Raw genomic sequence first — 24284 nt, 5'->3', positions numbered from 1 at the left:
TGCCACGTCGGACCCTAGTGGATAGATTTCGGTCGTGACTTCGGCCGACCGACCCGACGACGTACAGGCGCCGCCTGCCCACTGGGAGGCTGACGTCCTGCTGCGCGACGGCCGCACGGCCCACATCCGGCCGATCACGCCGGCCGACCGGGAGCTGCTGGTCGACTTCTACGACAACCGGGTCTCCGATGAGTCGAAGTACTACCGCTTCTTCTCCCCGATGCCGCACCTGTCGCAGCGCGACGTCGAGCGGTTCACGACCGTCGACAACGTGAGCCGGGTGGCGTTCGTGCTGCTGCTCGGCGGCGACATGATCGCGATCGGTCGCTACGACGAGGTGACGGCCGGTGAGGCCGAGGTGGCCTTCCTCGTCAGCGATCAGCACCAGGGACGTGGCATCGCCCAGATCCTCCTCGAGCACCTCGCGCAGGCCGGGCGTGAGCGCGGCATCGGCACCTTCGTCGCCGAGGTGCTGCCGGACAACAGCCGGATGATCCAGACCTTCCGTGACGCCGGCTACCGCGTGGCGAGCGGCTACGAGGACGGCGTCATCCGGCTCGAGTTCTCCATCGAGACGACCGACACCGCCATCGGCGTGATGCTCAACCGCGAGCACGAGGCCGAGGCGGCCTCCATCTCGCGCTTCCTCAATCCCCGAAGCGTCGCGATCATCGGTGCCTCCCGTCGGCAGGAGACGGTCGGCCAGGTGCTCGTGCGCAACATGGTCAACGCCGACTTCTCCGGTCGTGTGTACGTCGTCAACCCGAACTCGCACGCCGTGTCGGGCATGCCGGCCTACAAGCGGGTCCAGGACATCACCGAGCCGGTCGACGTGGCGATCGTCGCCGTCCCGGCCGAAGCCGTCCAGGACGTCGTCCTCGACTGTGCGGCCAAGGGCGTGCACGGTCTGGTCATCATCTCCAGCGGCTTCGCCGAGACGGGTGAGGAGGGTCGCGCGCGACAGCGCCGCCTGATCGGGCTCTCCCGCTCCTACGGCCTGCGGATCATCGGCCCCAACGCGCTCGGCATCATCAACACCGACCCGTCGGTCCGGATCAACGCCTCGCTGTCGCAGGTGATGCCGCCCCGCGGTCGTGCCGGGTTCTTCTGCCAGTCCGGTGCACTCGGCTCGGCGATCCTCGAGAAGGTGCAGAGCCGTGGCCTCGGCCTCTCCACCTTCGTCAGCGCCGGCAACCGCGCCGATGTCTCGGGCAACGACCTCCTGCAGTACTGGGAGGAGGACGACTCCACTGAGGTCGTGATGATGTACCTCGAGAGCCTCGGAAACCCGCGCAAGTTCTCCCGCATCGCCCGCCGGGTCTCACTGCGGAAGCCGATCGTCGCCGTCCGCTCGGGCCGCACCACGCAGGGTGTCCCGATGGGCCACGCGGTCCGCAAGATCGCCGCGCCGCCGCAGGCCGTCGACGCGATGTTCCGCCAGGCCGGTGTGATCCAGGTCGACACGCTCGAGGACATGTTCGACGTCGCGCAGCTGCTCGCCCACCAGCCACTGCCGAAGGGTCGACGGGTCGCGATCGTCGGCAACTCCGACGCCCTCGGGCTGCTCGCCGCCGACGCAGCTGCGGGTGCCGGGCTCGTGGTCAACCGCCAGATCCCGCTGTCGTCGATCCCGTCGCCCGAGGAGTTCGAGGACGCGCTCGACCAGGCCATCGACGACCCGGAGGTCGACGCCGTGGTCGCCGTCTACATCCCGCCGTTGTCGGTCAGGGGCGACGAGATCGCCAACGTCCTCGCGGCCGTCGGCGAGCAGTCCAGCAAGCCACTGCTCGCCTCCTTCCTCGGCGCCGAGGGCGTCCCGGAGCTCCTCCGCGTCCCCGACGTGGCCGGCTCCACCGCAGGACGCGGCTCGGTGCCGTCGTACTCCTCCGTGGAGAGCGCCGTGCGCGCCCTCGCCCGCGTCGTCGAGTACGCCGTCTGGCTGCGCACTCCGGACGGTCCCGCGCCCGACCTGGATGCCGTCGACGTCGCTCGGGCCCGGACCGTCGTCTCCCGTGCGCTGCAGCAGCGGCCGCTCGGTGGTGAGCTCACCCGCGAGGAGCTCGCGACGGTGCTGTCCTGCTACGGCATCCAGCTCTGGCCGACCCTCAACGTCGGAACGCTCGAGGAGGCGCAGGCCGCAGGCGCGGAGCTCGGTTGGGACGTTGTCCTCAAGGCGACCGCCGACCATCTGCGCGAGCGACCCGACCAGGCCCACGTGTGGCGCAACATCGACACCGCGGGCACGATGGCGGAGGCCTGGCACGACCTGACCGGCTTCACCGGTGAGCCCGGCAGCCGTGGGGCGAACACGAGCTTCGTGGTGCAGCGACTCGCACCCCCCGGTGTGCCGCTCATGATCCGCTCGATCGAGGACCCGCTCTTCGGCCCCGTCGTCTCCTTCGGTATCGCCGGCCCGCTCAGCGAGCTCCTGGGCGACCGGACCTACCGCATCCCGCCGCTGTCGCAACGCGACGCCGCCGCGATGGTGCGTGAAGTGAAGGCCGCACCGATGCTCTTCGGCTACCGAGGTGCGGAGGTCGTCGACGTCGACGAGGTCGAGCGGCTCATCCAACGCGTCGCGCAGCTGCAGAACGACCTGCCCCAGATCAGCGCCCTCACCCTGGACCTCGTCCTCGCCGGGCCGCACGGCGCCAGCGTGCTCACCGCCGGCGCCCGGGTGGAGCCGGTCGCCGACCCGCGCTCGGACTGGTTCGTGCGCCGGATGCCGTCACTGCCCTCGGACACGATCCCCAACTGAGCCGGCCCCGCTCGCGGGGGAGCGCCGTGACAGACTGACGCCCATGAGCGCCACCCGTACCGGTCTCTCCGGGACCGACCGGTCCAGCGAGCTGCGGCACGCGATCGACCTCACCGGTTACTACCCCGAGGTGGTCGCCGACGGCGTCGGCACCGCCGTCGCGGGGGAGCCGGTCGTCGACTTCTTCCTGCACCATGAGCCGACCTTCGAGCGCGACGAGGTACGCCGACACCTGAGCGTCCTCGTCCTGACGCCCACGCGCCTGATCCTCGCCCACACCGACGAGCACCCGGGCGACGACCTGCTGCCCGAGCCCTACACGTCCACCTCCACCGAGGCGGTGCGGCTCTCCAGCATCAGGTCCGTGGTCGTGACGCGGATGAGCGCCAACCCGACATCGGGACGTCCGGCGGTGGCCGAGGCCAACATGACATTGGGCTGGGGGGCGATCTCGCGGATCGACCTCGAGCCGGCCGGCTGTGCGGACCCCGAGTGCGAGGCCGACCACGGCTACACCGGTGTGCTCAACTCCGACGACTTCTCCCTGCGCGTCTCCGCAGCCGCGGACGGCCCCGACGCCGTCGCCAACATGCTGGCCTTCGCCGAGGCGCTCTCCGCGCTCACCCACGCCGCGTGAGCGCGGGCTTCGTCGAGCCGGCCTACGGCGTCCGCTCGCTCGGCGACGTCGTCCCCGCGATCGCCGGGGCCCTCGGCCTGCGGCTCGGCGACGGCAGTGTGCCCAGCGGCCTCGAGCTGCCCGAGGCGTTCTCCTACGTCGTCTTCCTGGTCGACGGCATGGGCGCCAACCTGCTGCGCCGGTACGCCCATGCCGCGCCGTACCTCTCCTCGCTCCTCACCACTCCGGGCACGGCGGGAGTGCCGTCCACGACGGCGACCAGCCTGACCTCCTTCGGCACCGGCCTGCCGCCCGGCGCGCACGGCCTCGTCGGCTACACGAGCCGGATCCCCGGCACCGACCACCTGCTCAACGCCCTGCAGTGGAGCAAGGAGATCGACCCCCGCGAGTGGCAGCCCAACGCCACCGCCTTCCAGCGGCTCCGCTCAACGGGCTCCGCCGTGACGGTCATCAACAAGCGTGAGTTCGAGGGGTCAGGACTGACCGAGGCCGCCCACCGTGGTGCGGACTTCGTCGGGGCCGACAAGGTGGGGGAGCGGATCGCCGCGGCGCTGTCGGCCTCAGCCGAGCGCGGCTCGATCACCTACCTGTACGACGGCGACCTCGACTGGACCGGACATCGGCACGGTGTCGCGTCCAGCCCGTGGCTCCAGCAGCTCTCGATGATCGACGCCGAGGCCGAGCAACTCCGCGAGTCGCTGCCCTCCTCGGTGCGGATGCTCGTCATCGCCGACCACGGCATGATCGACTCCGGGCCGTCCGATCGCACCGACGTCGACTCCGTGCCGGGCCTGCGCGACGGGGTCGCCCTGTTGGGTGGTGAGGCCCGCTTCCGTCACCTCTACTGCCACGGAGGAGCTGTGGCCGACGTACTGGCGACGTGGCGGGAGGTCCTCGGCGATCGTGCCCAGGTGCTGAGCCGGGAGGAGGCGATCGTCCGCGGCTGGTTCGGGCCAGTCTCGCCGTCGGTCCTGCCGCGACTGGGCGACGTCGTCGTTGCCAGCCAGGGCACACACGCGGTGATGTCGAGCGTCTCGTTCCCCTACGAGAACACCCTCGTCGGCCTGCACGGCTCACTCACCCCCGACGAGATGCTGATCCCCATCATCGTCGACTGACCGCAAAGCCGGCCGCGATGGAGCGCACGGGCGTTGCGCGCACCCGGCGGCGGACCGAACTGTGCATTTGTGGGGTTACGCGCCGACGGGCTCGTCCTGCCTCGGCGCGTAACCCCACAAATGCACGGTTGGGCCGGTCAGGGGCGGTTGCGCCCGAGGTCGTCGTGGGCCTGCACCCACTCCTCGGCCACGACGGCTGAGCCGAGCGAGAGTTCACCGGCGAGCACGGTGGCGGCGATGATCTCGGCGAGCTTGTGGACGCCGCCGGTGCCGTAGCAGCCCAGGAGTTCGAGGCACTCTCGCTGGGTCGCGAGCCCCGTCCCGCCGCCGTACGTCGCCACGATCAGGCTCGGCAGAGTGACCGAGGCATAGAAGTCACCGTTGGGTAGCAACTCCGAGAAGCCATACAGCGCTGACGATTCGGCCACATTGGCCACGTCCTGGCCGGTCGCGATGAAGATCGCGGTGATGCCGTTGGCGGAGTGGTTGCCGTTGTTGTTCGTGACCGACATGAAGGCGCCGAGCTGGCCTTTGAGGCGCGCGCTGAAGAGCTTGTCGGTGGAGACGTGCATCTGCTCCTCGACCAGTGCGGCCGGCAGCGTGATCTCCGCGACGACCCGCTTGCCGCGGGTGTGGAGCATGTTGACCACCGACGTCTTCTTGTCGGTCGCGAACTGGCCCTCGAGGAGGAAGTGCAGCTCGCCCGGGTAGTTCTGCTTGATCCACGCACACGCGGCGAAGGTGGCCTTGCCGGTCATGTTCTGCCCGGCCGCGTCGCCCGTCGTGTAGTTGAACCGGGTGTAGAGCATCTTCGAGGCGAAGAAGCGCTGGATCTCGATGAGGCGGCCGGATGACGTCGTCTCCTGGGCTGCCGCCGCGATCTCGTCGAAGTGCTCGTCGAGCCAGCCCGCGAAGTCGCGCGCCTCACGGGCACTGGGGAACGTGAAGACGGGCGCGCGCTGCATCTTGTCGTCGACGACCGTCGTCGTGATGCCGCCGGCCGCGCGGCAGAGTTTCATGCCGCGGCTGTAGGAGGCGACGAGCGTGCCCTCGGTCGTGGCCATCGGGACGAGGAAGTCACCGTGGGCGTGCTCGCCGTTGACGAGGAGCGGTCCCGCGAGGCCGATCGGGACCTGCGCGACGCCGATGAAGTTCTCGACGTTGCCCGGCAGTGCCTGCGGGTCCAGGGAGTAGGTCCCGACATGGTCCAGCGAGCTGCCGGCGTACTCGCGGGCGAAGGACTGGCGCGCCGCGATGGCGCCCGGCGCGTAGTCGTCGGTGCGGTCGCGGGGGATCTTCAGCTCGTTCTCGTCGCGCATGGCGCGAGTGTGACAGATGAGGCAGGGATGAAACGACGAGGCAGGGGAACATCTGTTCGCGTGAAGGAGACCTCGGCCGATCTCTGGCAGCCCCAACCGGGTCACATCATGCGGTGGACCGTCACTCCGGGTGACGAGGGTGAGCCGGCCAGGCTCGGTCTCCACCAGCGCCGCCTCCTCGCCCGCGGACTCGGCGCACCGACCGAGTGGCACGCCGCGGTCTTCGACGTCGACGGTGCCGTGGATGTCGAGGCACTGGAGCAGAGCCTCAAGGTCCTCGTGGCCCGACACAGCTCACTGCAACTCGAGGTGCTCGAGGCCGGCGCCGTCGTGCGGCACCGCGCCGAGGCCATGACGTGGACCCACCTCGACTGCAGTCGGACGACCTCCAACGAGGAGACCCGGCAGGCCGTGGTCGACCTGGTCAACGCCGGGTGTGCGCTCTCGGGCTACCCGAGCTTCGTGCCGTTGGGGATCTCGCGTCCAGACCGCTCCACGATCGTGCTCGCCATGCACCAACTGCATTGCGACGACTGGTCGGTCCCCGTCATCGCCGACGAGCTGGCCGGCCTCTATGCGCAGTGCCAGGCCGAGCCCGACAGTGCTCCGCCCATGCCGACGAGCTTCCTCGCCGCCGTCGGCGAGCCGGCCGCCCACTCGGTCGAGCCCGACGACCCGCGACTCGACACCTGGCGGCGCCTGCTGCAGGCGACCGACGGTGAACTTCCGACCTTCCCGCTTTCCGTCGGCCGCTCCGAAGCCGTACGCCGACCCGCGACCGTCGTGCGCCGCCTGGCCGACGCGGAGGAGATCGACGCCCTCACCGAGCTCGCCGACCGCCACGGCGTCAGCACGTACGCCGTCACCCTCCTCGCCCTCGCCAATGCGGTCTCCCAGCTGGGCGGCCCCGAGCGCCTCGACGCGCTGACCCCGGTCGACACCCGCCGTGGTGGTGCCGCCCGTCCGGCCGTCGGCTGGTTCACCACCACGGCGCCGCTCTCGATCCACGCGGGGCGGTCGGGCGCCGACCTCAAGGCGGCCGACCGGGCCGTCCGTGACGGGATGCAGCTTGCCGACGTACCCCTCGACGAGGTGATCGGGGCGCTGGGTGGCTCCGAGGCGCCGGAGAGCCGGGATGCCTTCCTGGTCTCCTGGTTGGACTACCGCCATCTCCCCGGCGCGGCGGACGCTGCCGCCCGTGCGGCCTGCCATGTCTCGTCCGCGGGCCGGGCCGACGACGTCCAGCTGCGGCTCTCCCGCACTGCCGACGGACTCTTCGTCCGCGCCCGCCACCCCGAGGGCGATCTGGCACGCAGCACGCTCTTCGCGCTCGTCGATGCCTGGGTCTCCGAGCTCCGCGCCCTGTCCGCCGACGGCCTGAGGCCGAACCTCACCCTGTCGGGCAGCGCCTGAGGCCCAGAGCCGCAAGCTCAGGCGAAGGGGAGTGGCTCGGCCGTGAGCGAGACCGCCTTGGCCCGGCCCGCCGTGAGTTGACGGCGGTGGTGCTGGCGGCACAGCACCTCGTAGGTCACCTCGCCCGGCAGGGCGCCGGGGTCCGCGTCGGTGTCGCCGACCACGATGACGTCGCCCTCGGTCACCATGATCCCGTCCTCGAGCCGGGCTTGGTGGGTGGCGCGCTTCCCGCACCAGCACAGCGCCTCGACCTGGAGGAGCTGGGTGGAGTCGGCGAGCTCGACGAGACGCTGGCTGCCCTCGAAGAGCTTGGTGCGGAAGTCGGTGAGGATGCCGAAGCAGTAGACGTCGATCTGCAGCTCGTCGACGATCTTGGCCAGGTCGTCGATCTGGCGCGTCGTGTAGAACTGCGCCTCGTCGCAGATGAAGTAGTCGATCCGCGCTCCGTGGGTCAGGGCGTCGACCGTGTAGTGCCAGAAGTCGAAGTCTGCGGGCACCTCGATCGCCTCACGGGTCAGACCCAGGCGCGAGGAGACCTGCGCGACGCCGGCGCGGTCGTGCACGGTGAAGAGACGTCCCGCGAGGCCGCGGGCGGCCCGGTTGTGGTCGGTCTGGAGAGCCAGCGTGGACTTACCGGAGTCCATCGGACCCGTGTAGAAGCGGAGCTCAGCCATCCGAGGAGTCGTCGGACGGCCGGTCGTCCGTCGTGGACCGCTCGGCACCACCGTCGGTCTTGGATGGTTCGGCTCCGCCGAACATGATCTCGTCCCACGACGGGATGGAGGCCCGACGGCGCTTCGACTTCTTCGCCGGAGGCGGCGCCGGGGACTGCGACGACCCCGGCACGATCGGCTGCGGCGCGGGCGGCGTCCAGGACGGCGGCGGCGTGGTCGGGGGGATCACCGCGGTGGGCTCGATCGGGGACTCGTCGAGCTGGGGGTCCGCGTCGACAGCGGGCGCCTCGACGACCGGCTCGTCGGCCTGAACGGGCGTCACGACCGGCGCGATGGGCTCGGCGGAGGCGGCGGCAGTGGGAGGAGGCGTCGTCGGCGGAGCGGGTGCCTCGACCAGGCGCAGGCCCTCGGGTGCGGGCGGGGCCACCTCCTCGGGCGGCAGGTCGCCGACCAGCCAGCGGGCGTCATCGTTGTCGAGCGAGACGAAGTTGCCCGGGGCGTCGAAGGTGAACTCGCCGGCACCGGAGCGCGCGGAGGTCGTGTAGAGCGCGACGAGGGCCCAGCGGCCGTCAGGGCGACGCCAGGCGTCCCACTCGACGACGTCCTCGGCCGAGACGGTGCCGATCGAGTCGGTCTCGGCGACCTGCTTCGCGACCGCGTCGCCGAGCGTGCGGGCGGTCGACTCACTGGCCTGTCGGCGTACGGTCGCCTTCTGGGCACGGCCCGCCATGTGCTCGCGCTCGGCCATGACGGGGGCCGCGAAGGGCATGATCCGCTCGAGCGTGGTGCCGGCGGCCTCGGCGACCGACTCCGGACTCTCGCCGGCACGGATGCGTGCCTGGATGTCACGGGGCCGCAGCGTGGGTGATCCCTGATTGCCTGTGTTCACCGTCGTCTTCTCCGATCGCCGGGGCAGCGCGTCCGGCGCGACCGCCACGGACATCTCGTTTCCGTCGGCATCGACCAGCAGCATGCGGGTGCCGTCGCGGCTGACAGAGGCGACCGTCCACTCCTGGTGCGCGGGAGAGCGGTGCAGCTCACCTCGCGCCTCGAGTGACAGTTCCTCGGCCGACATGGGGAGAGCCTATCTGTGACGCGAGCCCTGAGGGACGTTGCCACGCCCGTAACGGCGCGCCAGTAGCGTTCGGCCATGACCACCGATCCGTCGCTGCTCATCGAGATCTTCGACCTGGTCGGCATCTTCGTCTACGGACTGGCCGGCGGCCTGGTGGCGGTCAACCGGTCGATGGACATCTTCGGTGTGCTGGTCCTGGCGAGTGTGACCGGTCTCGGCGGCGGCATCATGCGTGACGTCCTGATCGACGCCACCCCGCCGGTCGCCCTGACGGACTGGAAACTCCTGGCGGCGGTCGGCTTCGCGGGCCTGCTGGTCTTCTTCTTCCACCCGACGGTGAGCCGTGCCGAGTCGACCATCGACGTGATCGATGCGGTCGGCCTCTCGCTCTTCTCGATCTCCGGCTCGTTCAAGGCCTACGACTACGGACTGTCGCCGGTCGCGTCGATCCTGATGGGCCTGATGACCGCCGTCGGCGGAGGCGTCATCCGAGACCTGCTCAGCGACCGGGTGCCCGACATCTTCCGCGGGACCCTCTATGCGACTCCGGCGGCGGCCGGCGCGGCGGTGGCGATCGTCGGGCTCGAGACGGGTGCCTCGGAGGGCGCGGCTGCGCTCGTCGGCGGCGTCGTCTGTGTGGTCTGGCGGCTGCTCGCCCTCTACCGGGACTGGCACGCCCCCATGCCGCGCCCAGTCTCCGAGGCCTGGCAGAAGGCCCCTAGGAGCCTAGGACCCGCTCCAGGTAGGCGTTGGAGAACACGCGTCGCGGGTCGAGGCGATCGCGCAGCGCGACGAACTCGTTGAACCGCGGATACAGGTCGGCGAACTCGGCGGCGGTGCGGGTGTGCACCTTGCCCCAGTGCGGTCGGCCGTCAGCGGCCGCGAGGATCGGCTCGATCAGGGCGAAGTAGGGCCGGTGGTCCACCTCGGCATGCGTGTGGAAGGCGAGGTAGAGGCTGTCGCGTCCGTGTGCGGTCGACAGGGCCGGTGACTCGGCGCGGCCGACGCGCAGCTCCACGGGGAAGTTGATCCGTAGGTCCGAGGCCTCCACGGCACGCCGGCACTCCTCGAGTACGTCGAGTCCCGACTCGAGCGGGACGGCGTACTCCATCTCGCGGAAGACCACCCGACGCTCCGCCACGAAGACCTTGTGCGCCACGTCGGCGTAGGTCCGGTGCGCCAGCTGGGAGGCGGCGAAGCGATTGGCCCGCGGGATGGCACGGGGGAAGCGGTTGGTGGTCCGGCAGAGCGCGCCGAAGAGCGTGTTCTGCATGAAGTCGTCGTCGAGCCAGGCCTTCCACCCCGGCAGCGGGTCGAGCTCGTCGAGCTCGACCCGGACGTTTCGCTTGGTTGCGACGCGATCGCTGTGCGGGAACCAGTAGGCGTCGACGTGGGTCGACCGGCCCGCCCCGTCGTCGGCGATGAGGTCGGTGAAGGAGCCGACGAACTCGTCCCACGCCATCGGCGTCTCCGTGGCGCGGAGCCCGAAGAGCGGCTCCACCCGGAAGGTGACCGAGACGATGATCCCGACGGCACCGAGGCCCACACGGACCAGGTCGAGCAGCTCGCCGTCCTCCTCCGTCACCGCCACGAGCTCCCCGTCGGCGGTGACCATCTCGAGACCGGCGACCTGGGCACCGAGGCCGGCACGGAGGCCGCCGGTGCCGTGGGTGCCGGTCGAGATCGCCCCGGCGAGCGTCTGCTCGGCGATGTCACCCATGTTGTGCAGCGAGAGGCCGAGGGACTCCAACGCCGCGTTGAGGTGCTTGAGCTGCGTGCCCGCTGCAGCGGTGACGGTCATCGCGTCGCGGTCGACCGCGAGGATGCCGGTCATCGCGGTGGGGGAGAGCATCACGCCGGCGTTGCCCGAGACCGGTGCCGAGATCCCGGTGAAGCTGTGCCCGGTGCCGACCATCTTGACCCGGCGACCCGCCTCCGCTGCCGACGTCACGGCGGTGATCACCTCACCCGGTGAGCGGGGCGTGACGACATGTCCGGGGGTCGCGGACTCGAGCCCCGACCAGTTCCTCCACTCAGGCATGGCGCACAGGCTAGACCTGGCATTCCTCCTGGGCGCGGGCATCCTCAGTCGGCCACGACGCGGTCCGCGGGACGAGGTCCACGATGTCCCGCAGGGTGTCGGGATAGGTGAGGGGCGGCGTGGCGGTCGTCAGGCCGGCCCGTCGGCGTACCTCCTGCCAGAGGGCGCGGGCCGCGGCCTGCACGTGGATCGCCTCGGGATTGGAGGCCTCACTGGGCAGCGGTCCGGCGGACGCGGGCGACGTCAGGTCGTCGAGACGACCGTGGACGGTGAGCCGCGAGGACGCCACCGCGTCTCCGACGGCCTCCCGCACCGCCTGGTTACGGCGCTGCGCGAAGGACCAGGCCGCGCGGTCGAGCTGCGGCGGCCCCTCCATGGCGCGCCGCGGGGCGAGGGTCTCGGCGATGAGGTGACGCATGGCCGGCTTGACCACCTGGATCCGGTGGCCGGCACGCCGCCAGTGGCGACCGAGGTCAAGGAGCATCTGCGCCGACGCATGGCCGACGGACGGATTGACCCGGCCGCCGGGCTCGGTGACGGGGACATCGGCGCGGGCGATCGCGGCGAAGGTGCGCCACAGCGGCAGGCTCTCCCGACGCGTGTGCGGCAGCGTGATCAGGTCCATCTGGGAGACGCCGTCATGACCGCTCCAGTCCCCCACGATCCGGTCGAGCTCCTGCGCCCGGTAGTAGCTGCGCCAGGCCCGGCTCTCCGGGTCGCCCGCACGGGCCGGGTCGATCCGGGCGAGGTACGTCGGCCACGAGTCGTCCCCGTAGTTGCGGCAGTAGGTCTGCCACTGCGAGGGGATGGCACCTGTCTGGTCCCGGGCCACGAGCACGACGTCGACCACGAGGCCGTCGGTGGGGGCCAGCAGCGCCGCGATCTGGTGCGGCCGGGCCAGGCTCAGGAACTCCGTCGAGAGCACGACGGTCGGCTCCGGCGCGGCACGGACGGCGGTGATGAGGGCGTGCCACGGTCGGACCGCCTCCGCGGTGCGGGGCCGGGCCAGCAGCTTCGAGACGGCACCCGCCGGGCGACCCAGCGTCCGTGCGTCACGGAGCCCCGCGGCGTGCAGCACCTCGCGGTTCTGCCGGATCATCGACTGCAGGTAGGTCGTGCCGGTCTTCATCGCACCGAGGTGCAGGACGAGTCGTTCAGCCACCCGTCGAGCGTGCGGCCGCCACTTGCGAGGAGCGTCAGGCTGCGCTGTGGTCAGGTTGTGGCTCGCTGTGAATCCCCGTGTCATTACAGTGCCCGCATGGATCCGCGCCCGTACGACGCCCTGCTGCTGGTCTCCTTCGGCGGACCGGAGAAGCCCGACGACGTGGTGCCGTTCCTGGAGAACGTCACGCGCGGTCGCGGCATCCCGCGCGAACGCCTCGTCGAGGTCGGCCAGCACTACTTCGGCTTCGGTGGGCGCTCGCCGATCAACGACCAGAACCGGGCGTTCCTCGAGGCGCTGCGGGCCGACCTCGCGGAGCACGGGCTGGACCTGCCGGTCTACTGGGGCAACCGGAACTGGGACCCCTACCTCACCGACACGGTCGCGCAGATGCGCGCCGACGGCATCACCCGGGCGGCCGCCTTCACGACCAGCGCCTACTCGTCGTACTCCTCCTGTCGGCAGTACCGCGAGAACCTGTACGACGCCTGGGCCGCCGCGGATGGCGCGATCACCCTCGACAAGCTGCGCAACTACTTCAACCACCCCGGCTTCGTCGAGCCGGTCGTCGACGGCGTGCTCGAGGCGCTCGCCGACCTGCCCGAGGACGTGCGGGGCGAGGCCCGACTCGTTTTCGTCACGCACTCGATCCCGACCGCCATGAACGATGCGGCCGGGCCGCCGGACGCCGGTGGCGCCTACCTGCGCCAGCACCTCGACGTCGCTGCCGTGATCGCGGACCGCATCCGCACCGAGAGCGGCCTCGACCGACCGCACGAGCTCGTCTTCTGCTCCAGGTCCGGTGACGGCCGGGTTCCGTGGCTGGAGCCGGACGTCAACGACCGGCTCGAGGAGCTGGCCGCCGAGGGCACCCGGGCCATCGTGCTGATCCCGGTCGGCTTCGTCTCCGACCACATGGAGGTCGTCTACGACCTCGACACCGAGGCGCTCGCCACCTGCAGCCGTCTGGGGATCGAGGCCCGACGCTCGCCGACGCCCGGCACCGATCCGCGGTTCGTCGCCGCGGTCCGTGACCTGCTGCTCGAGCGGGCCGCGGTCGAGCGGGGCGAGGAGGTCGCCCGGGCCGCGGTGGGGGAGATCGGCCCGCTCTGGGACCGCTGCCCGGTCGGGTGCTGCGCCGCCCGCCAGGAACGCCCGGCGCTCTGTGGGGTGGACGCGCCATGAGCCGCGAGCTGATGGAGCTGGGCCTGAGCACCGCGCGGGCTGCCGCCGAGCTGGTCCGCGGCCGTGCCGAGTCCGGTGTCAGCGTCGCCGCCACCAAGAGCTCCGACGTCGATGTCGTCACGCAGACCGACCGGGACAGCGAGACCCTGATCCGCTCGGTGATCCTGGCCGCGCGCCCCGACGACGCCTTCCTCGGGGAGGAGGGCGGCGAGGAGGGTGGTTCGGGGCCCGGCACCTCGGGTGTCCGGTGGGTCGTCGACCCGATCGACGGCACCGTGAACTTCCTCTACGGGATTCCGCGTTACGCCGTCTCCATCGCCGCCCAGGTCGACGAGCAGACGGTCGCGGGCGTGGTCATCGACGTGTCCCATGGCACCGCCTTCACGGCGTACGTCGACGACGACGGCCACGTCGTGGCCGAGCGTGACGGCGAGCCGATCGCGGTGCGGGCGCCTGCGCCGCTCTCCCAACGGCTGGTGGCCACCGGCTTCAGCTACGACGCCGAACAGCGGCGTCGCCAGGCCGAGGCGCTGGTCCGGCTGCTGCCGGAGGTGCGGGACATCCGACGGGCCGGTGCCGCCGCGCTCGACCTGTGTGACGTGGCCTGCGGCCGGCTCGACGCCTATGTCGAGGAGGGCGTCCACCTCTGGGACTTCGCCGCCGCAGCACTCGTCGCGCAGGGCGCGGGCGCGACCGTCGAGGTCGGGACGGGAACGGCCGGCCGGACGCTGGTGGTGTGTGCTCCTCGTCACGGATTCACCGAGTTCCGCGAAGCAGTGCAGGCTGCGGGTTTCGGACCCGTCTGAACGGGTATCAACGCGGTGTTCCCCACGGGGAATAGTCCGTCGTCACTGGATGTTCATGCGACGAACACGGGGCCAGTGTGCGAAGAACCGCGTGAATGGTGCACAATCGCCGCCCGGCAGGTGCCGAGCAGAAGAGGGAGTGATGACGGATGGCCACTGACTACGACGCCCCGCGCAAGACCGAGGAAGAGCAGTCCGAGGAGAGCATTGAAGAGCTCAAGGCGCGCCGTCACGACAAGAACTCCGGCAAGGTCGACGAGGACGAGGCGGAGGCCGCCGAAGCCTTCGAGCTCCCCGGTGCCGATCTGTCGCATGAGGAGCTTGCCGTCGAGGTGAAGCCGAAGCAGGATGACGAGTTCACCTGCATGAGCTGCTTCCTGGTGCACCACCGCAGCCAGCTGGCAGACAGCAAGAAGATGATCTGCCGCGACTGCGCGTAGGGCCCAGAGCAACAGAAGCCGCTCCCTGGATGTCAGGGAGCGGCTTCTCTCATTCGTCCGAGGCTATTTGCCGTCGTGCGCGAGCTGCGGCGGCAGCTGGCCGGTCGACTTCACGTAGTAGTGGGCGGCCTTGCGCTGCGCGAACATCCGGGCGAGGGCGACAGCGGCACCGGTGACGGCGGCCCAGGTGACGGCCTCCCAGATGTCGACGTCCGGGTCGGCCGGGTTGGCCGGGGGCTTGCGGCCGGTGGTGGCCTGCCAGCCCTTGTCGAGGCCCTTGCGCGCCACGGCGGCGGCGCCCAGCGCCGTGACCGTTGCCATCAGTGCCCACACCTTCGAACTCGGTGCTTTCGCCTTCTTCTTCGCCATGCCACTCACCTTAGTGTGCGGCGGAAGAGCCCTTCAGCGCCGTGAGCGCGGCGGCGAGCTCGTCCGGGCGGCGGGTGGACAGCAGCCAGTACGGAGCAGGGTCGGACGGGTCCTCGATGGCGACCTTGACCGCGCGCTTGAGATAGGGGCGCAGCAGCAGGAAGGCGCGGGCATCGGCGTCGACCCCGGCGGCACGACGTGCGGCCTCGGCGTCGAGTGCCTCGGCACGGCCGAGCCACCGGGCGTCGATCCGGGCCGATCCGGCCTCGAGACGTCCCTCGGTGACGACGATCTCGGCGGCACCGTAGGCGAGGAACGCCAGTGCCAGCAGGGCGAGGATCGCCGCCGTGATCGACCATGCCCACAGGCCCGGCACCGCCACGACGAGGGCCAGCCAGAGGGTGGCGATGAACATGACGCCCTGCACCCACCACCGCAGCGGCACATGGAGGCGCTCGCGGTAGCTCGTCGCAGTGGTCACGAGAGAGGAGTTTCCCATAGGGTCCGCGCGTGGTTGACATCGCACTCGTCCGGCTCGACCCGGAGCTCCCCGTGCCGTCGTACGCCCATCCCGGTGACGCCGGTGCGGACTTGATGACGACGGTCGACGTGAGCCTCGCCCCGGGCGAGCGTGCCGTGGTGCCGACCGGTGTCGGCATCGCCCTGCCGGAGGGGTACGTCGCCCTCGTGCACCCCCGCTCCGGGCTGGCCGCCCGCCACGGCCTCTCGATCGTCAACACCCCCGGCACCGTCGACGCCGGCTACCGCGGCGAGATCAAGGTGCTCCTGATCAACCACGATCCGCGGGAGACGGTGACGCTCACGCGCGGCGAGCGCATCGCGCAACTGGTGATCCAGCAGGTCGAGCGCGCGACCTTCACAGTGGTCGACGTCCTGCCGGACTCGGTGCGGGGTGAGGGCGGCTACGGGTCGACGGGCACGGGTAGCCTTCGAGGGTGAAGTTCCGCCGTAGGTCACCGTCCGACGCCACGCCGAACCCCGACGAGCTCGACGGGACCGCCCCCGACACGATCGAGGGGCCCGACGGCACCGTGATGGTGCGGCTCGGCCCCTACGACGTCGACGACATCCCTGCCGAGATGGCAGCGATCGACCGTGTCGACCTCGGTTCGATCCTCGTCGCACCGGTGCCCAACTGCGAGCTCCGGCTCCAGGTGGACGAGCGCACCCAGGAGGTCCAGGCCGTCCTGTTGACCTCCGACGAGGGCGCCCTCGAACTGCGGGCCTTCGCCGCGCCGCGCAACGGTGACCTCTGGGCCACCGTCCGCCCGCAGCTGGCCCAGGACATCGTCAACCGTGGCGGTGAGGTCAGCGAGATCGAGGGCACCTGGGGCATCCACCTCGTCGGGCAGATGCCCGTTCAGCTGCCCGACGGCACGCAGGGCGTGCAGGCCTCACGGATCATCGGCATCAACGGCTCGCGCTGGATGCTGCGGGCGACCCTGATCGGCCGCCCGGCGGTCGACGGCGACTACGCGAACATCTGGCTCCAGGGCCTCGCCGCCAGCGCGATCCGTCGCGGCGACGCCGCACTTCCCGTCGGTGAAGCGCTGCCGCTGGTGATGCCGCCCCAGCCCGCGCCGACGACGGAGGCCTGACCCATGGGCAAGCTCCGTGAGCGGCTGAGCGCCTGGGCCAACTCCGAGGACCAGGACCGTCGGGACATGCGCGAGGAGTACGGCGCCAAGGACTGCGCCGCGATCGCGGCGGCGCCCGACCGGCAGCCCGTCCAGCTGCGTGGCACCCTGCGCACCGTGACGCTGCGTCCGCGCGGTGGCGTACCGGCGCTGGAGGCGGAGCTCTTCGACGGCAGCGGCATGGTCACGGTCATCTGGCTGGGGCGCCGCCGCATCGCCGGCATCAGCCCGGGCCGGTCCATCCAGGTCGCGGGTCGGATCGGACTCCAGGACGGCGTACGCGTCCTCTACAACCCGCGCTACGAGCTGATCCCGTGACCAGTGGGCACGGGGAGCCCCATGAGACCTTCCGGGAGGCCGTCCACGACGCGGTCGAGCCGGCCGAGGTCGTCGAGACCGAGCAGGCAGAGCACGGTGAGGAGGGTGTCGACACCGTCGAGGCGCTGGTACGCCGACGCATCGCCGCCTCCCTGGGCGGCCGCCGGGGTATGGTCGAGGCCGGTGTTCCGTCCGTCATCTTCACCGTGCTGTGGCTGGTGACGAAGGACCTCACCGTGTCGCTCGTCGCCGCCGGGGCCGTCGCCGTGGTAGCGCTGGTGGTCCGGCTCGTGCAGCGGTCCACGACGTCGTACGTCATGAACGCGATCTTCGGGATCGCGATCGGCTGGGTCTTCGTCCGGGTGGCTGCGCACGGCGGGGGAGACGCCACCGAGCAGGCGCTCGCCTACTTCCTGCCGGGGATCCTCTGGACGGGCGTCTACACGCTCGTCGTCGGCCTCGCCTGCCTGGCGGGCTGGCCGATCGTCGGCTTCATGGTGGGGCTCGCGACCGGCGACCCCAACGGATGGCACGAGGACAGGCAGATCGTGCGGCTGTGCCAGCGGATCACGTGGGTCTTCCTCGCCCCGGGCGCGATCGGCGTGCTCGGTCAGGGGCCCGTCTGGGTCCTCGGGCACACGGGCGCGATCGACGGGGACACTGCGGTCTCGATCATCGCCACCCTGCGACTCGGGCTCGGGACGGCGCTCCGCATCGCGGCGGCCGCCACCATCATCTGGCTGCTCGCCCGCAACGCCACGCCGATCCGGCCGCCCGGCTCAGCCGCCGTGCTTCGAGGGAGCGAGTAGCCGCTCGAGCTCGTCCTCCTTGTCGGCCGGAACGACGAAGAGGAGCTCGTCGCCGGACTCGACGGGGTGCTGCGGGTCGGGGGTGTAGACCATGCCGTCGCGCAGGATCGTGACCAGAGCGCAGTTCTCGGGCAAGGGGATCAGACCTGACTGGCGGCCGACGTACGGGCTGTCGGCGGGGAGCGTGAGCTCGACCAGGTTGGCGCTGCCCTGACGGAACGTGAAGAGCCGGACGAGGTCGCCGATCGTGACCGCCTCCTCGACCAGGGCGCTCATGATCCGCGGCGTCGAGACGTTCACGTCGACACCCCAGGCCTCGGTGAAGAGCCACTCGTTGTTGGGGTGGTTGACCCGGCCGACGGTCCGCGGGACACCGAACTCCGTCTTGGCCAACAGCGACGTGACGAGGTTGACCTTGTCGTCACCGGTCGCCGCGATCACCACATCACACCGGTCCAGGCGCGCCTCCTCGAGCGAGGAGAGCTCACACGAGTCGGCGAGGAGCCACTCCGCGTCGGGGACGCGCTCGGGCCTGATCGCGTCGGCCTCCTTGTCGATCAGGAGGATCTCGTGGCCGTTGGCGATGAGCTCGCGGGCGATCGAGCGCCCCACGGCGCCGGCTCCGGCGATGGCAACCCTCATGTCGTCACTGCTCCTGGGGACCGGCGGTCAGGGTGTCGTAGACGTGCTGCGCGTTCTCCTCGCGCATCACGATGTGGAGCAGGTCGCCCTCCTGGATGACGCTCTCCCGCGTGGGCAGGACGCCCTCGCCGAGGCGGTCGATCCACGCGATCCGACAGCGGGTCTGCTCCTGGAAGTGGATCGTCCGCTGGCCGATCCACGCCTCGGTCACGGGGACCTGGTCGAGGCGGATCGTGCCGGACGGGTCGCGGTAGTCGGGCTCGGCGCCCGCCGGCAGGAGCCGGCGCAGGACCTGGTCGGCGGTCCACTTCACGGTGGCGACGGTGGTGATGCCGAGTCGCTGGTAGACCTCGGCCCGGCCGGGGTCGTAGATGCGGGCGACGACCTGCTGGATGCCGAACGTCTCGCGGGCCACGCGGGCCGCGATGATGTTGGAGTTGTCACCGCTGGAGACCGCCGCGAAGGCGTCGGCGCGACGGATGCCGGCCTTCTCCAGGACCTCTTGGTCGAAGCCGATGCCCATGATCTTGTCGCCGTTGAATCCGGGGCCCAGACGCCGGAAGGCGTCGGGCTCGGAGTCGATCACGGAGACCGTGTGGTTGCGGTCCTCGAGACTGCGGGCGAGGGTCGAGCCGACGCGGCCGCATCCCATGATCACAACGTGCACCCGACGAGCGTATAGCGTTGCGCCCCGTGGGTGTCGGCGACGTCTCCAAGCGCATTCTGATCGGTCGGAAGCTGCGCAGTTCCCAGCTGGGGGAGACCCTTCTACCGAAGCGCATCGCGCTACCGATCTTCGCGAGCGATGCGCTCTCGTCGGTGGCCTATGCCCCCGACGAGGTCTTCATCATGCTGTCGCTGGCGGGGGTGTCGGCGTACGCGTTCTCGTGGAAGATCGCCATCGCGGTCGCGCTCGTCATGGCCGCGGTGATCGCGTCGTACCGCCAGACGGTGCACGCCTATCCCAGTGGTGGTGGTGACTACGAGGTCGCCACGGTCAACCTCGGGGCGCGGGCCGGAACGACCGTCGCCTGCGCACTGATCGTCGACTACATGCTGACGGTCGCGGTCTCGATCTCCTCAGGAGCGAACTACGCGAGCGCCGCGATCCCAGCGCTGCAGGGCCATGAGGCCACGCTCGCCGTCGCACTCGTCATCATCCTGACGGCGATGAACCTGCGCGGCATCCGCGAGGCGGGCTCGACGTTCGCGATCCCGACCTACGCCTTCATGGTCGCCATCCTCGGCACCGCGATCGTCGGCTTCTTCCTGTGGGCGACGGGCAACCTCCCCCACGTCGAGAGCGCGAAGTTCGACATCGTGCCGCGGGAGGGCATGGAGTCCCCGCTCAACACCGCCGCGCTCCTCTTCCTCCTGGCGCGTGCGTTCTCCAGCGGCTGTGCCGCGCTGACCGGTGTCGAGGCGATCTCCAACGGAGTGCCCGCCTTCCGCCGACCGAAGTCGAAGAACGCCGCGACGACGCTGCTGATGCTGGGCCTGATCGCGGTCACGATGATGGTGAGCATCATCGTGCTGGCGCGGGAGATGGGACTGCGCTTCGTCGACCCGGACGACCAGCACCGCCTCCTCCTCAACGGCGTGCCGCTCGGCGACTCGCACACGCAGAACGCCGTCATCGCGCAGGTCGCCAAGGCCGTGTGGGCCGACTTCCCGCCGGCCTTCTACTTCGTCGTCACCGTCACGGGCCTGATCCTCGTGCTGGCCGCCAACACGGCGTTCAACGGCTTCCCGGTGCTCGGCTCGATCCTTGCCAAGGACGGCTACGCACCCCGTGCGTTGAGTGCTCGCGGTGACCGGCTCGCCTACAGCAACGGCATCGTCTTCCTCGCCGTCATGGCGACGGTGCTCATCGTCGCCTTCGACGCCCAGACGACCCGTCTGATCCAGCTCTACATCGTCGGCGTCTTCGTCAGCTTCAACCTCAGCCAGCTCGGCATGATCCGGCACTGGACGCGCGAGCTCGCCGCCGAGACCGATGCGGGCAGGCGTCGCAAGATGATGCAGTCGCGCACGATCAACGCCATCGGCCTCACCTTCACCGCGGTCGTGCTCGTGGTCGTCCTGATCACGAAGTTCCTCGCCGGCGCGTGGATCACGATCCTGGCGATGATCTTCTTCTACATCGTCATGCGCCGGATCCGGAAGCACTACGACGCGGTGGCCGAGGAGCTCAAGGCCGGGGACGAGGACAAGGTCATGCCGACCCGCGTCCACGCCATGGTGCTGGTGTCCAAGCTGCACAAGCCGACCCTGCGGGCATTGGCCTTCGCCCGCGCCACCCGGCCGAACACCCTCGAGGCGGTCACGGTCTCCGTCGACGACGAGACCACCGCGCGACTCCTCGAGGAGTGGGACGAGCGGCACTTCGACATCCCGCTCAAGGTGCTGCACTCGCCGTACCGCGAGCTGATCCGCCCGATCGTCGACTACGCCACCGCCATCCGGAAGTCGAACCCGCGCGGCGTCGTCGCCGTCTTCATCCCGGAGTACGTCGTCGGCCGCTGGTGGGAGTCGGCGCTGCACAACCAGTCGGCCCTACGGCTCAAGGCACGGCTGCTCTTCACCCCCGGCGTCATGGTCATCTCGGTGCCGTACCAGCTCTCCTCCGGCCTCGCGAAGGCCAAGGAACTGCGCGACACCACGTGGGTGGCGCCGGGCGCCATCCGCTCTGAGGGCTACCGGGACGGTCAGGTCCGACGGTGAGCGCGGACCGCCCTCGTCGTGGTGGTCGCGGTCGTCCTGAGCGGCGGGGTCGGGTGCCCCGGGCCAAGGTGCCGCGCGGTCGCTCGAGGGTCGGGGAGCGTTTCGAGGTCGAGGTCGGACCGGTCGCGCACGGCGGGCACTGCGTCGCTCGTGTCGCCGACGGTGATGCCCTCCGCGTGATCTTCGTCCGCCACACCCTGCCGGGCGAACGCGTGGTCCTCGAGATCACCGAGGGCACGGACGGCGACCGCTTCTGGCGCGGCGACGCCGTCGAGATCCTGACGCCCTCGTCCGATCGGGTGGCCGCGCCCTGCCCGTACGCCGGCCCCGCCCGCTGCGGTGGCTGCGACTTCCAGCACGTCTCGCTCGCCGGACAGCGGGAGCTCAAGACCGCCGTTGTGCGGGAGCAGCTGAAGCGCCTCGCCGGGATCGACTCCGACGTCGTCGTCGAGGAGGTGGCCGGCGCTCCCGACGGCCTGCGCTGGCGCACCCGTCAGCGGTACGTCGACAGCCCCGCCGGCCGCGCCATGCGGAAGTTCCGCTCCCACGACCTCATCCCCATCGACGACTGCCTGATCGCCCGGACGGACGCCCGCGAGCCGGTGCCGGGGACGGTCATCGAGACGGTGACCGTGGCTGACAGCGCCCACGACTTCACCGTCGCCGCGGACGGCTTCTGGCAGGTGCACCCCTCCGCGCCCGCCACGCTGGTGGCCGAGGTGCTCCGCGGGCTCGACCCGCAGCCGGGGGAGTCGGTGCTGGACCTCTACGCCGGTGTCGGCCTCTTCAGCGCCTTCCTCGCCGACCGCGTCGGTACCGGTGGCCGGGTCGTCGCGATCGAGGGCGACCGCACCGCCTCCACCCTGTCCGCGCGCAACCTGCCGGACGCCGAGGTGACGGCGGGTGATGTCGCGACGGTGCTGGCGTCGGCGTACACCGAGGACTTCGACCTCGTCGTGCTCGACCCGCCTCGGGAGGGTGCGCGGCGGCCTGTGGTCGACGCCGTCGTCGCGCGGGGGCCGAGGGCGATCGCCTACGTCGCCTGCGATCCAGCCGCCCTGGCGCGGGACCTCGCGCTCTTCGCTGAGCGGGGCTACGAACTGCGGAGCATCCGCGCCTTCGATCTCTTCCCCATGACGTCCCACGTGGAGTGTGTTGCGCAACTCGTGACGAGGTAGCGCGTGGGGCCCCGCCGGGCGGATCCGGCCGAGAAGGCGTTCGACCACCTCGACCTCACCGCTGCCAGGGTGCTCAGCGCTGTCACGAGTCGCAGGTTGAAGCGGCCGCCGGGCTGTAGATGGCGATCGTGGCGGGGTTCGCGAGCCTCACCTCCAGCAAGGCTCGGGAGGAGTCCTGGGTGATAAGCAGGGGCGTGCTGGATTCCTTTTTCCAGATCGCCGCGTGGAAGCCGTTGCGCACCAGCGCGCGGTTGACGATGTTCCGAAGGTCGCGCAGCCGCCCCATGTCGCCTGCCCACGTGCCGGACTGGAGCAGCTGCCACGAGCAGATGCCCAGCTTGTCGATGAGCCCGTGCGTCGGTGGCGTGCTGTCCCACGCGAAGCCGGCATCGCTCGTGGCCGAGGTGATGCTGGTGATCACCGCGGTGTACTTGTCGTCGAAGCCGCTGGCGTCGATGGATTGGGTGGGCCGGCTCGGTGACCACCCCAGCCCGCCCCCGCACCCCGCGGTCAGGGCCAACGTTGCCGCCGCGACGGCCCACCGGGCCCTCGTCGCCCTGACGGACGAACGCATCACGGGGATCAGGCCTTGTCCAGAGCGGACTGCAGTGACGTCTTGTACTTCGTCGAGGTGTACGTCGCGCCGGAGACGGTGTCGATGTCGGCGGAATTGGCCTCGACGGCCTCGGACTTCAGAGTCGGGATGGCACGACTCTCGATCTCGAGCGAATGTCCGTCATGTGCCGTCGAGGTGTAGGTGATGTCGGAGATCTTGCCTGAGGACATCGTCACGGTGACGGTGAGTTCGCCATAGCGGTCTGACTCGGTGCTGCCGGTGTACGTCCCGCTCGACGCCGTGGACGAGGCAGTTGCCGAGGGCGTGCCGGTGCCGGACGAGGAGCTGCCGGCGGCTGTCGGAGAGACGCTGGTCGAGCCGCTGCTCGTCGACGTGTCAGTGACGACGGTCGCTGTCGAGTCGTTCTGGCTCCCGACCCACCAACCGACGCCGATCACGCCGGCGGCGGTCAGCACGGATGCGACTTTGCCGCCCACACTCATGCGCTGCCTCCTTCCTGGAACATCGTGACGCTGCTGGGACGTCCGACGACGTCGGACGCGTAATGGCTTCGAGCGCCGCTCACCAGGCGAAGCTCTCGCGGTGCATCTGGCTCTTCGGCACGCCGCAGACGCGGGCATCCTCGAAGACGGCCTCCATCCACGCCTCGGGGCCGCAGGCGAAGACATCGGCGTCGGCAACCCACGGGACCAGGTCGTCCAGGTGCTGGCCGACGTGCGTCGCAGGGAGCCAGCTCGCCCCGGCTCGGTTCCCGACGAGCTCGACGAGGTCGATGTCCTGTTCCGCGCAGATTGCGCGAACCTCGTCGGCGAGATAGAGCTCACCGGGGGTGGAGGCGCGCAGGATGACGACGGCCTTTCCGGCCTCGAGGTGGGTGGCACCCAAGACGGCGCGCACCGGGGCGATGCCGATGCCCGCACCGATGAGCACCAGTCGGTCCCGAGTACGCGCCGAGTCGGTGAACCTCCCGTAGGGGCCTTCGATGAACACACGGGTGCCCGGTCTGACATGGCGCAGTCGCCCTGTACCTTCTCCCAGATTGCGCACCGTGATCCGCATGGTGTTGTCGTGGGGATGGGACGAGAGCGAGAACGGATGCGGCTGCAGGAACAGCGCAGGGGTGAGGAACCGCCACTCGAACCAGTGCCCTCCACGAGCCTGGAGTCGGTAGGCGTGGAGCCTCCTGACCGACGTCTCGAGGGCGGCCTGCTCGTTGTAGACCGGGATGACGACGTCGAGGATCGGCGTGCCGGGAATCGCCGGGGCGAGTGAGGGGAGTTCGCTCGGTGTCGCCACCGGCGAGGCTGTGATGGTCATGACCTCACAGCGGGCCGGCTGATTAGCGCGGCCGTGTCGCGTCCTTATCGAAAGCGTATGACTG

Annotated in this window: 26 protein-coding genes; 14 read left to right on the top strand and 12 right to left on the bottom strand. The window is 70.4% G+C overall.

The window, feature by feature from the left end; all coding sequences use genetic code 11:
• Positions 1–34: 34 nt before the first annotated feature.
• Genes LH076_RS09830 through LH076_RS09820 form a run of 3 tightly spaced genes read left to right on the top strand, consistent with a single transcriptional unit; the run spans position 35 to position 4513 of the window.
• Entirely contained in the window at positions 35–2758 is a 2724-nt protein-coding gene (locus LH076_RS09830) for a bifunctional GNAT family N-acetyltransferase/acetate--CoA ligase family protein (protein WP_227780511.1), read from the top strand.
• A gap of 43 nt (positions 2759–2801) precedes the next feature.
• Entirely contained in the window at positions 2802–3395 is a 594-nt protein-coding gene (locus LH076_RS09825; protein ID WP_227780510.1) for a DUF5998 family protein, read from the top strand.
• Positions 3392–4513, top strand: a complete 1122-nt coding sequence (locus LH076_RS09820) for an alkaline phosphatase family protein (protein ID WP_227780509.1) — start codon at positions 3392–3394, stop codon at positions 4511–4513. Before LH076_RS09825 ends, LH076_RS09820 begins: the two co-directional genes overlap by 4 nt.
• 137 nt (positions 4514–4650) lie before the next feature.
• Here the strand turns inward: LH076_RS09820 and LH076_RS09815 are convergent, their stop codons facing one another.
• Positions 4651–5832 carry a hydroxymethylglutaryl-CoA reductase gene (locus tag LH076_RS09815; RefSeq protein WP_227780508.1) on the bottom strand — a complete coding sequence of 394 codons (1182 nt, stop codon included), beginning with the start codon at positions 5830–5832 and terminating at the stop codon, positions 4651–4653.
• A 60-nt stretch (positions 5833–5892) separates the two neighbouring features.
• Here LH076_RS09815 and LH076_RS09810 point away from each other — a divergent pair, with 60 nt between their 5' ends.
• Positions 5893–7245, top strand: coding sequence for a condensation domain-containing protein (locus LH076_RS09810; protein WP_227780507.1), 1353 nt, complete (start codon positions 5893–5895; stop codon positions 7243–7245).
• A 17-nt stretch (positions 7246–7262) separates the two neighbouring features.
• Here the strand turns inward: LH076_RS09810 and LH076_RS09805 are convergent, their stop codons facing one another.
• Positions 7263–7919 carry a thymidine kinase gene (locus LH076_RS09805; RefSeq protein WP_227780506.1) on the bottom strand — a complete coding sequence of 219 codons (657 nt, stop codon included), beginning with the start codon at positions 7917–7919 and terminating at the stop codon, positions 7263–7265.
• Positions 7912–8994, bottom strand: coding sequence for a septation protein SepH (gene sepH / locus LH076_RS09800; protein WP_227780505.1), 1083 nt, complete (start codon positions 8992–8994; stop codon positions 7912–7914). Before sepH ends, LH076_RS09805 begins: the two co-directional genes overlap by 8 nt.
• 75 nt (positions 8995–9069) lie before the next feature.
• Between sepH and LH076_RS09795 the strand changes: the two genes are divergently transcribed.
• Positions 9070–9798 carry a trimeric intracellular cation channel family protein gene (locus LH076_RS09795; RefSeq protein ID WP_227780504.1) on the top strand — a complete coding sequence of 243 codons (729 nt, stop codon included), beginning with the start codon at positions 9070–9072 and terminating at the stop codon, positions 9796–9798.
• Here the strand turns inward: LH076_RS09795 and LH076_RS09790 are convergent.
• Entirely contained in the window at positions 9713–11035 is a 1323-nt protein-coding gene (locus LH076_RS09790) for a D-arabinono-1,4-lactone oxidase (RefSeq protein ID WP_227780503.1), read from the bottom strand. The genes LH076_RS09795 and LH076_RS09790 overlap by 86 nt on opposite strands.
• Positions 11036–11045: 10 nt before the next feature.
• Entirely contained in the window at positions 11046–12197 is a 1152-nt protein-coding gene (locus LH076_RS09785; protein ID WP_227780502.1) for a hypothetical protein, read from the bottom strand.
• A gap of 96 nt (positions 12198–12293) precedes the next feature.
• Here LH076_RS09785 and LH076_RS09780 point away from each other — a divergent pair, with 96 nt between their 5' ends.
• The 3 genes from LH076_RS09780 to LH076_RS09770 all read left to right on the top strand — a co-directional run bounded on the left by LH076_RS09780 (position 12294) and on the right by LH076_RS09770 (position 14628).
• Positions 12294–13382, top strand: coding sequence for a ferrochelatase (locus LH076_RS09780; RefSeq protein ID WP_227780501.1), 1089 nt, complete (start codon positions 12294–12296; stop codon positions 13380–13382).
• Complete coding sequence (locus LH076_RS09775; protein WP_227780500.1) at positions 13379–14188, top strand: inositol monophosphatase family protein; 810 nt, start codon at positions 13379–13381, stop codon at positions 14186–14188. The genes LH076_RS09780 and LH076_RS09775 overlap by 4 nt, the downstream gene beginning before the upstream one ends.
• 149 nt (positions 14189–14337) lie before the next feature.
• The gene (locus tag LH076_RS09770; RefSeq protein ID WP_227780499.1) at positions 14338–14628 is read left to right on the top strand and encodes a DUF4193 domain-containing protein; all 291 of its coding nucleotides are present in this window, start codon (positions 14338–14340) and stop codon (positions 14626–14628) included.
• 63 nt (positions 14629–14691) lie between these two features.
• Here the strand turns inward: LH076_RS09770 and LH076_RS09765 are convergent, their stop codons facing one another.
• Positions 14692–14997: a DUF4235 domain-containing protein gene (locus LH076_RS09765; RefSeq protein WP_227780498.1), complete on the bottom strand. Its 306-nt coding sequence runs from the start codon at positions 14995–14997 to the stop codon at positions 14692–14694.
• A 10-nt stretch (positions 14998–15007) separates the two neighbouring features.
• Positions 15008–15478, bottom strand: a complete 471-nt coding sequence (locus tag LH076_RS09760) for a DUF3093 domain-containing protein (protein ID WP_227780497.1) — start codon at positions 15476–15478, stop codon at positions 15008–15010.
• Between the two features lie 29 nt (positions 15479–15507).
• Between LH076_RS09760 and dut the strand changes: the two genes are divergently transcribed.
• From dut to LH076_RS09740, 4 genes are read left to right on the top strand one after another with little or no spacing between them, the layout of a single operon-like run.
• On the top strand, positions 15508–15957 hold the full coding sequence (gene dut / locus LH076_RS09755) for a dUTP diphosphatase (RefSeq protein WP_227780496.1): 450 nt from the start codon (positions 15508–15510) through the stop codon (positions 15955–15957).
• Complete coding sequence (locus LH076_RS09750) at positions 15954–16616, top strand: DUF3710 domain-containing protein (protein WP_227780495.1); 663 nt, start codon at positions 15954–15956, stop codon at positions 16614–16616. Before dut ends, LH076_RS09750 begins: the two co-directional genes overlap by 4 nt.
• Before the next feature lie 3 nt (positions 16617–16619).
• Positions 16620–16973, top strand: coding sequence for an OB-fold nucleic acid binding domain-containing protein (locus LH076_RS09745; RefSeq protein WP_227780494.1), 354 nt, complete (start codon positions 16620–16622; stop codon positions 16971–16973).
• A complete protein-coding gene (locus LH076_RS09740; protein ID WP_227780493.1) occupies positions 16970–17782 on the top strand; it encodes a DUF3159 domain-containing protein in 813 nt (270 codons plus the stop codon). The genes LH076_RS09745 and LH076_RS09740 overlap by 4 nt, the downstream gene beginning before the upstream one ends.
• On the opposite strand, the gene LH076_RS09735 is transcribed toward LH076_RS09740, so the two are convergent.
• Together LH076_RS09735 and LH076_RS09730 are read right to left on the bottom strand one after the other, a co-directional pair.
• Positions 17753–18424, bottom strand: a complete 672-nt coding sequence (locus LH076_RS09735; protein WP_227780492.1) for a potassium channel family protein — start codon at positions 18422–18424, stop codon at positions 17753–17755. The genes LH076_RS09740 and LH076_RS09735 overlap by 30 nt on opposite strands.
• A gap of 4 nt (positions 18425–18428) precedes the next feature.
• Positions 18429–19091, bottom strand: coding sequence for a potassium channel family protein (locus LH076_RS09730; protein ID WP_227780491.1), 663 nt, complete (start codon positions 19089–19091; stop codon positions 18429–18431).
• 26 nt (positions 19092–19117) lie between these two features.
• Here LH076_RS09730 and LH076_RS09725 point away from each other — a divergent pair, with 26 nt between their 5' ends.
• Together LH076_RS09725 and LH076_RS09720 are read left to right on the top strand one after the other, a co-directional pair.
• On the top strand, positions 19118–21148 hold the full coding sequence (locus tag LH076_RS09725) for an APC family permease (RefSeq protein WP_227780490.1): 2031 nt from the start codon (positions 19118–19120) through the stop codon (positions 21146–21148).
• A gap of 68 nt (positions 21149–21216) precedes the next feature.
• Entirely contained in the window at positions 21217–22326 is a 1110-nt protein-coding gene (locus LH076_RS09720; RefSeq protein ID WP_227783620.1) for a class I SAM-dependent RNA methyltransferase, read from the top strand.
• 82 nt (positions 22327–22408) lie between these two features.
• Here LH076_RS09720 and LH076_RS09715 read toward each other — a convergent pair whose 3' ends face one another.
• From LH076_RS09715 to LH076_RS09705, 3 genes are all read right to left on the bottom strand, one after another.
• On the bottom strand, positions 22409–22903 hold the full coding sequence (locus LH076_RS09715; protein ID WP_227780489.1) for a hypothetical protein: 495 nt from the start codon (positions 22901–22903) through the stop codon (positions 22409–22411).
• Between the two features lie 5 nt (positions 22904–22908).
• Positions 22909–23385, bottom strand: a complete 477-nt coding sequence (locus LH076_RS09710) for an FMN-binding protein (protein ID WP_227780488.1) — start codon at positions 23383–23385, stop codon at positions 22909–22911.
• Positions 23386–23464: 79 nt separating this feature from the next.
• A complete protein-coding gene (locus tag LH076_RS09705; RefSeq protein WP_227780487.1) occupies positions 23465–24220 on the bottom strand; it encodes a hypothetical protein in 756 nt (251 codons plus the stop codon).
• Positions 24221–24284 lie beyond the last annotated feature (64 nt).

It is taken from the genome of Nocardioides sp. Kera G14 (assembly GCF_020715565.1).
GTDB lineage: Bacteria > Actinomycetota > Actinomycetes > Propionibacteriales > Nocardioidaceae > Nocardioides.
The sequence above is the reverse complement of the archived record's forward strand: the minus strand, read 5'-3'. Positions and strand labels throughout refer to the sequence as shown.

Coding starts and splice junctions, on each gene's coding strand:
- LH076_RS09825 (WP_227780510.1), top strand. CDS start 2,802: ATGAGCGCCACCCGTACCGGTCTCTCCGGGACCGACCGGTCCAGCGAG.
- LH076_RS09815 (WP_227780508.1), bottom strand. CDS start 5,832: ATGCGCGACGAGAACGAGCTGAAGATCCCCCGCGACCGCACCGACGAC.
- LH076_RS09805 (WP_227780506.1), bottom strand. CDS start 7,919: ATGGCTGAGCTCCGCTTCTACACGGGTCCGATGGACTCCGGTAAGTCC.
- sepH (WP_227780505.1), bottom strand. CDS start 8,994: ATGTCGGCCGAGGAACTGTCACTCGAGGCGCGAGGTGAGCTGCACCGC.
- LH076_RS09795 (WP_227780504.1), top strand. CDS start 9,070: ATGACCACCGATCCGTCGCTGCTCATCGAGATCTTCGACCTGGTCGGC.
- LH076_RS09790 (WP_227780503.1), bottom strand. CDS start 11,035: ATGCCTGAGTGGAGGAACTGGTCGGGGCTCGAGTCCGCGACCCCCGGA.
- LH076_RS09780 (WP_227780501.1), top strand. CDS start 12,294: ATGGATCCGCGCCCGTACGACGCCCTGCTGCTGGTCTCCTTCGGCGGA.
- LH076_RS09775 (WP_227780500.1), top strand. CDS start 13,379: ATGAGCCGCGAGCTGATGGAGCTGGGCCTGAGCACCGCGCGGGCTGCC.
- LH076_RS09770 (WP_227780499.1), top strand. CDS start 14,338: ATGGCCACTGACTACGACGCCCCGCGCAAGACCGAGGAAGAGCAGTCC.
- LH076_RS09765 (WP_227780498.1), bottom strand. CDS start 14,997: ATGGCGAAGAAGAAGGCGAAAGCACCGAGTTCGAAGGTGTGGGCACTG.
- LH076_RS09745 (WP_227780494.1), top strand. CDS start 16,620: ATGGGCAAGCTCCGTGAGCGGCTGAGCGCCTGGGCCAACTCCGAGGAC.
- LH076_RS09735 (WP_227780492.1), bottom strand. CDS start 18,424: ATGAGGGTTGCCATCGCCGGAGCCGGCGCCGTGGGGCGCTCGATCGCC.
- LH076_RS09710 (WP_227780488.1), bottom strand. CDS start 23,385: ATGAGTGTGGGCGGCAAAGTCGCATCCGTGCTGACCGCCGCCGGCGTG.
- LH076_RS09705 (WP_227780487.1), bottom strand. CDS start 24,220: ATGACCATCACAGCCTCGCCGGTGGCGACACCGAGCGAACTCCCCTCA.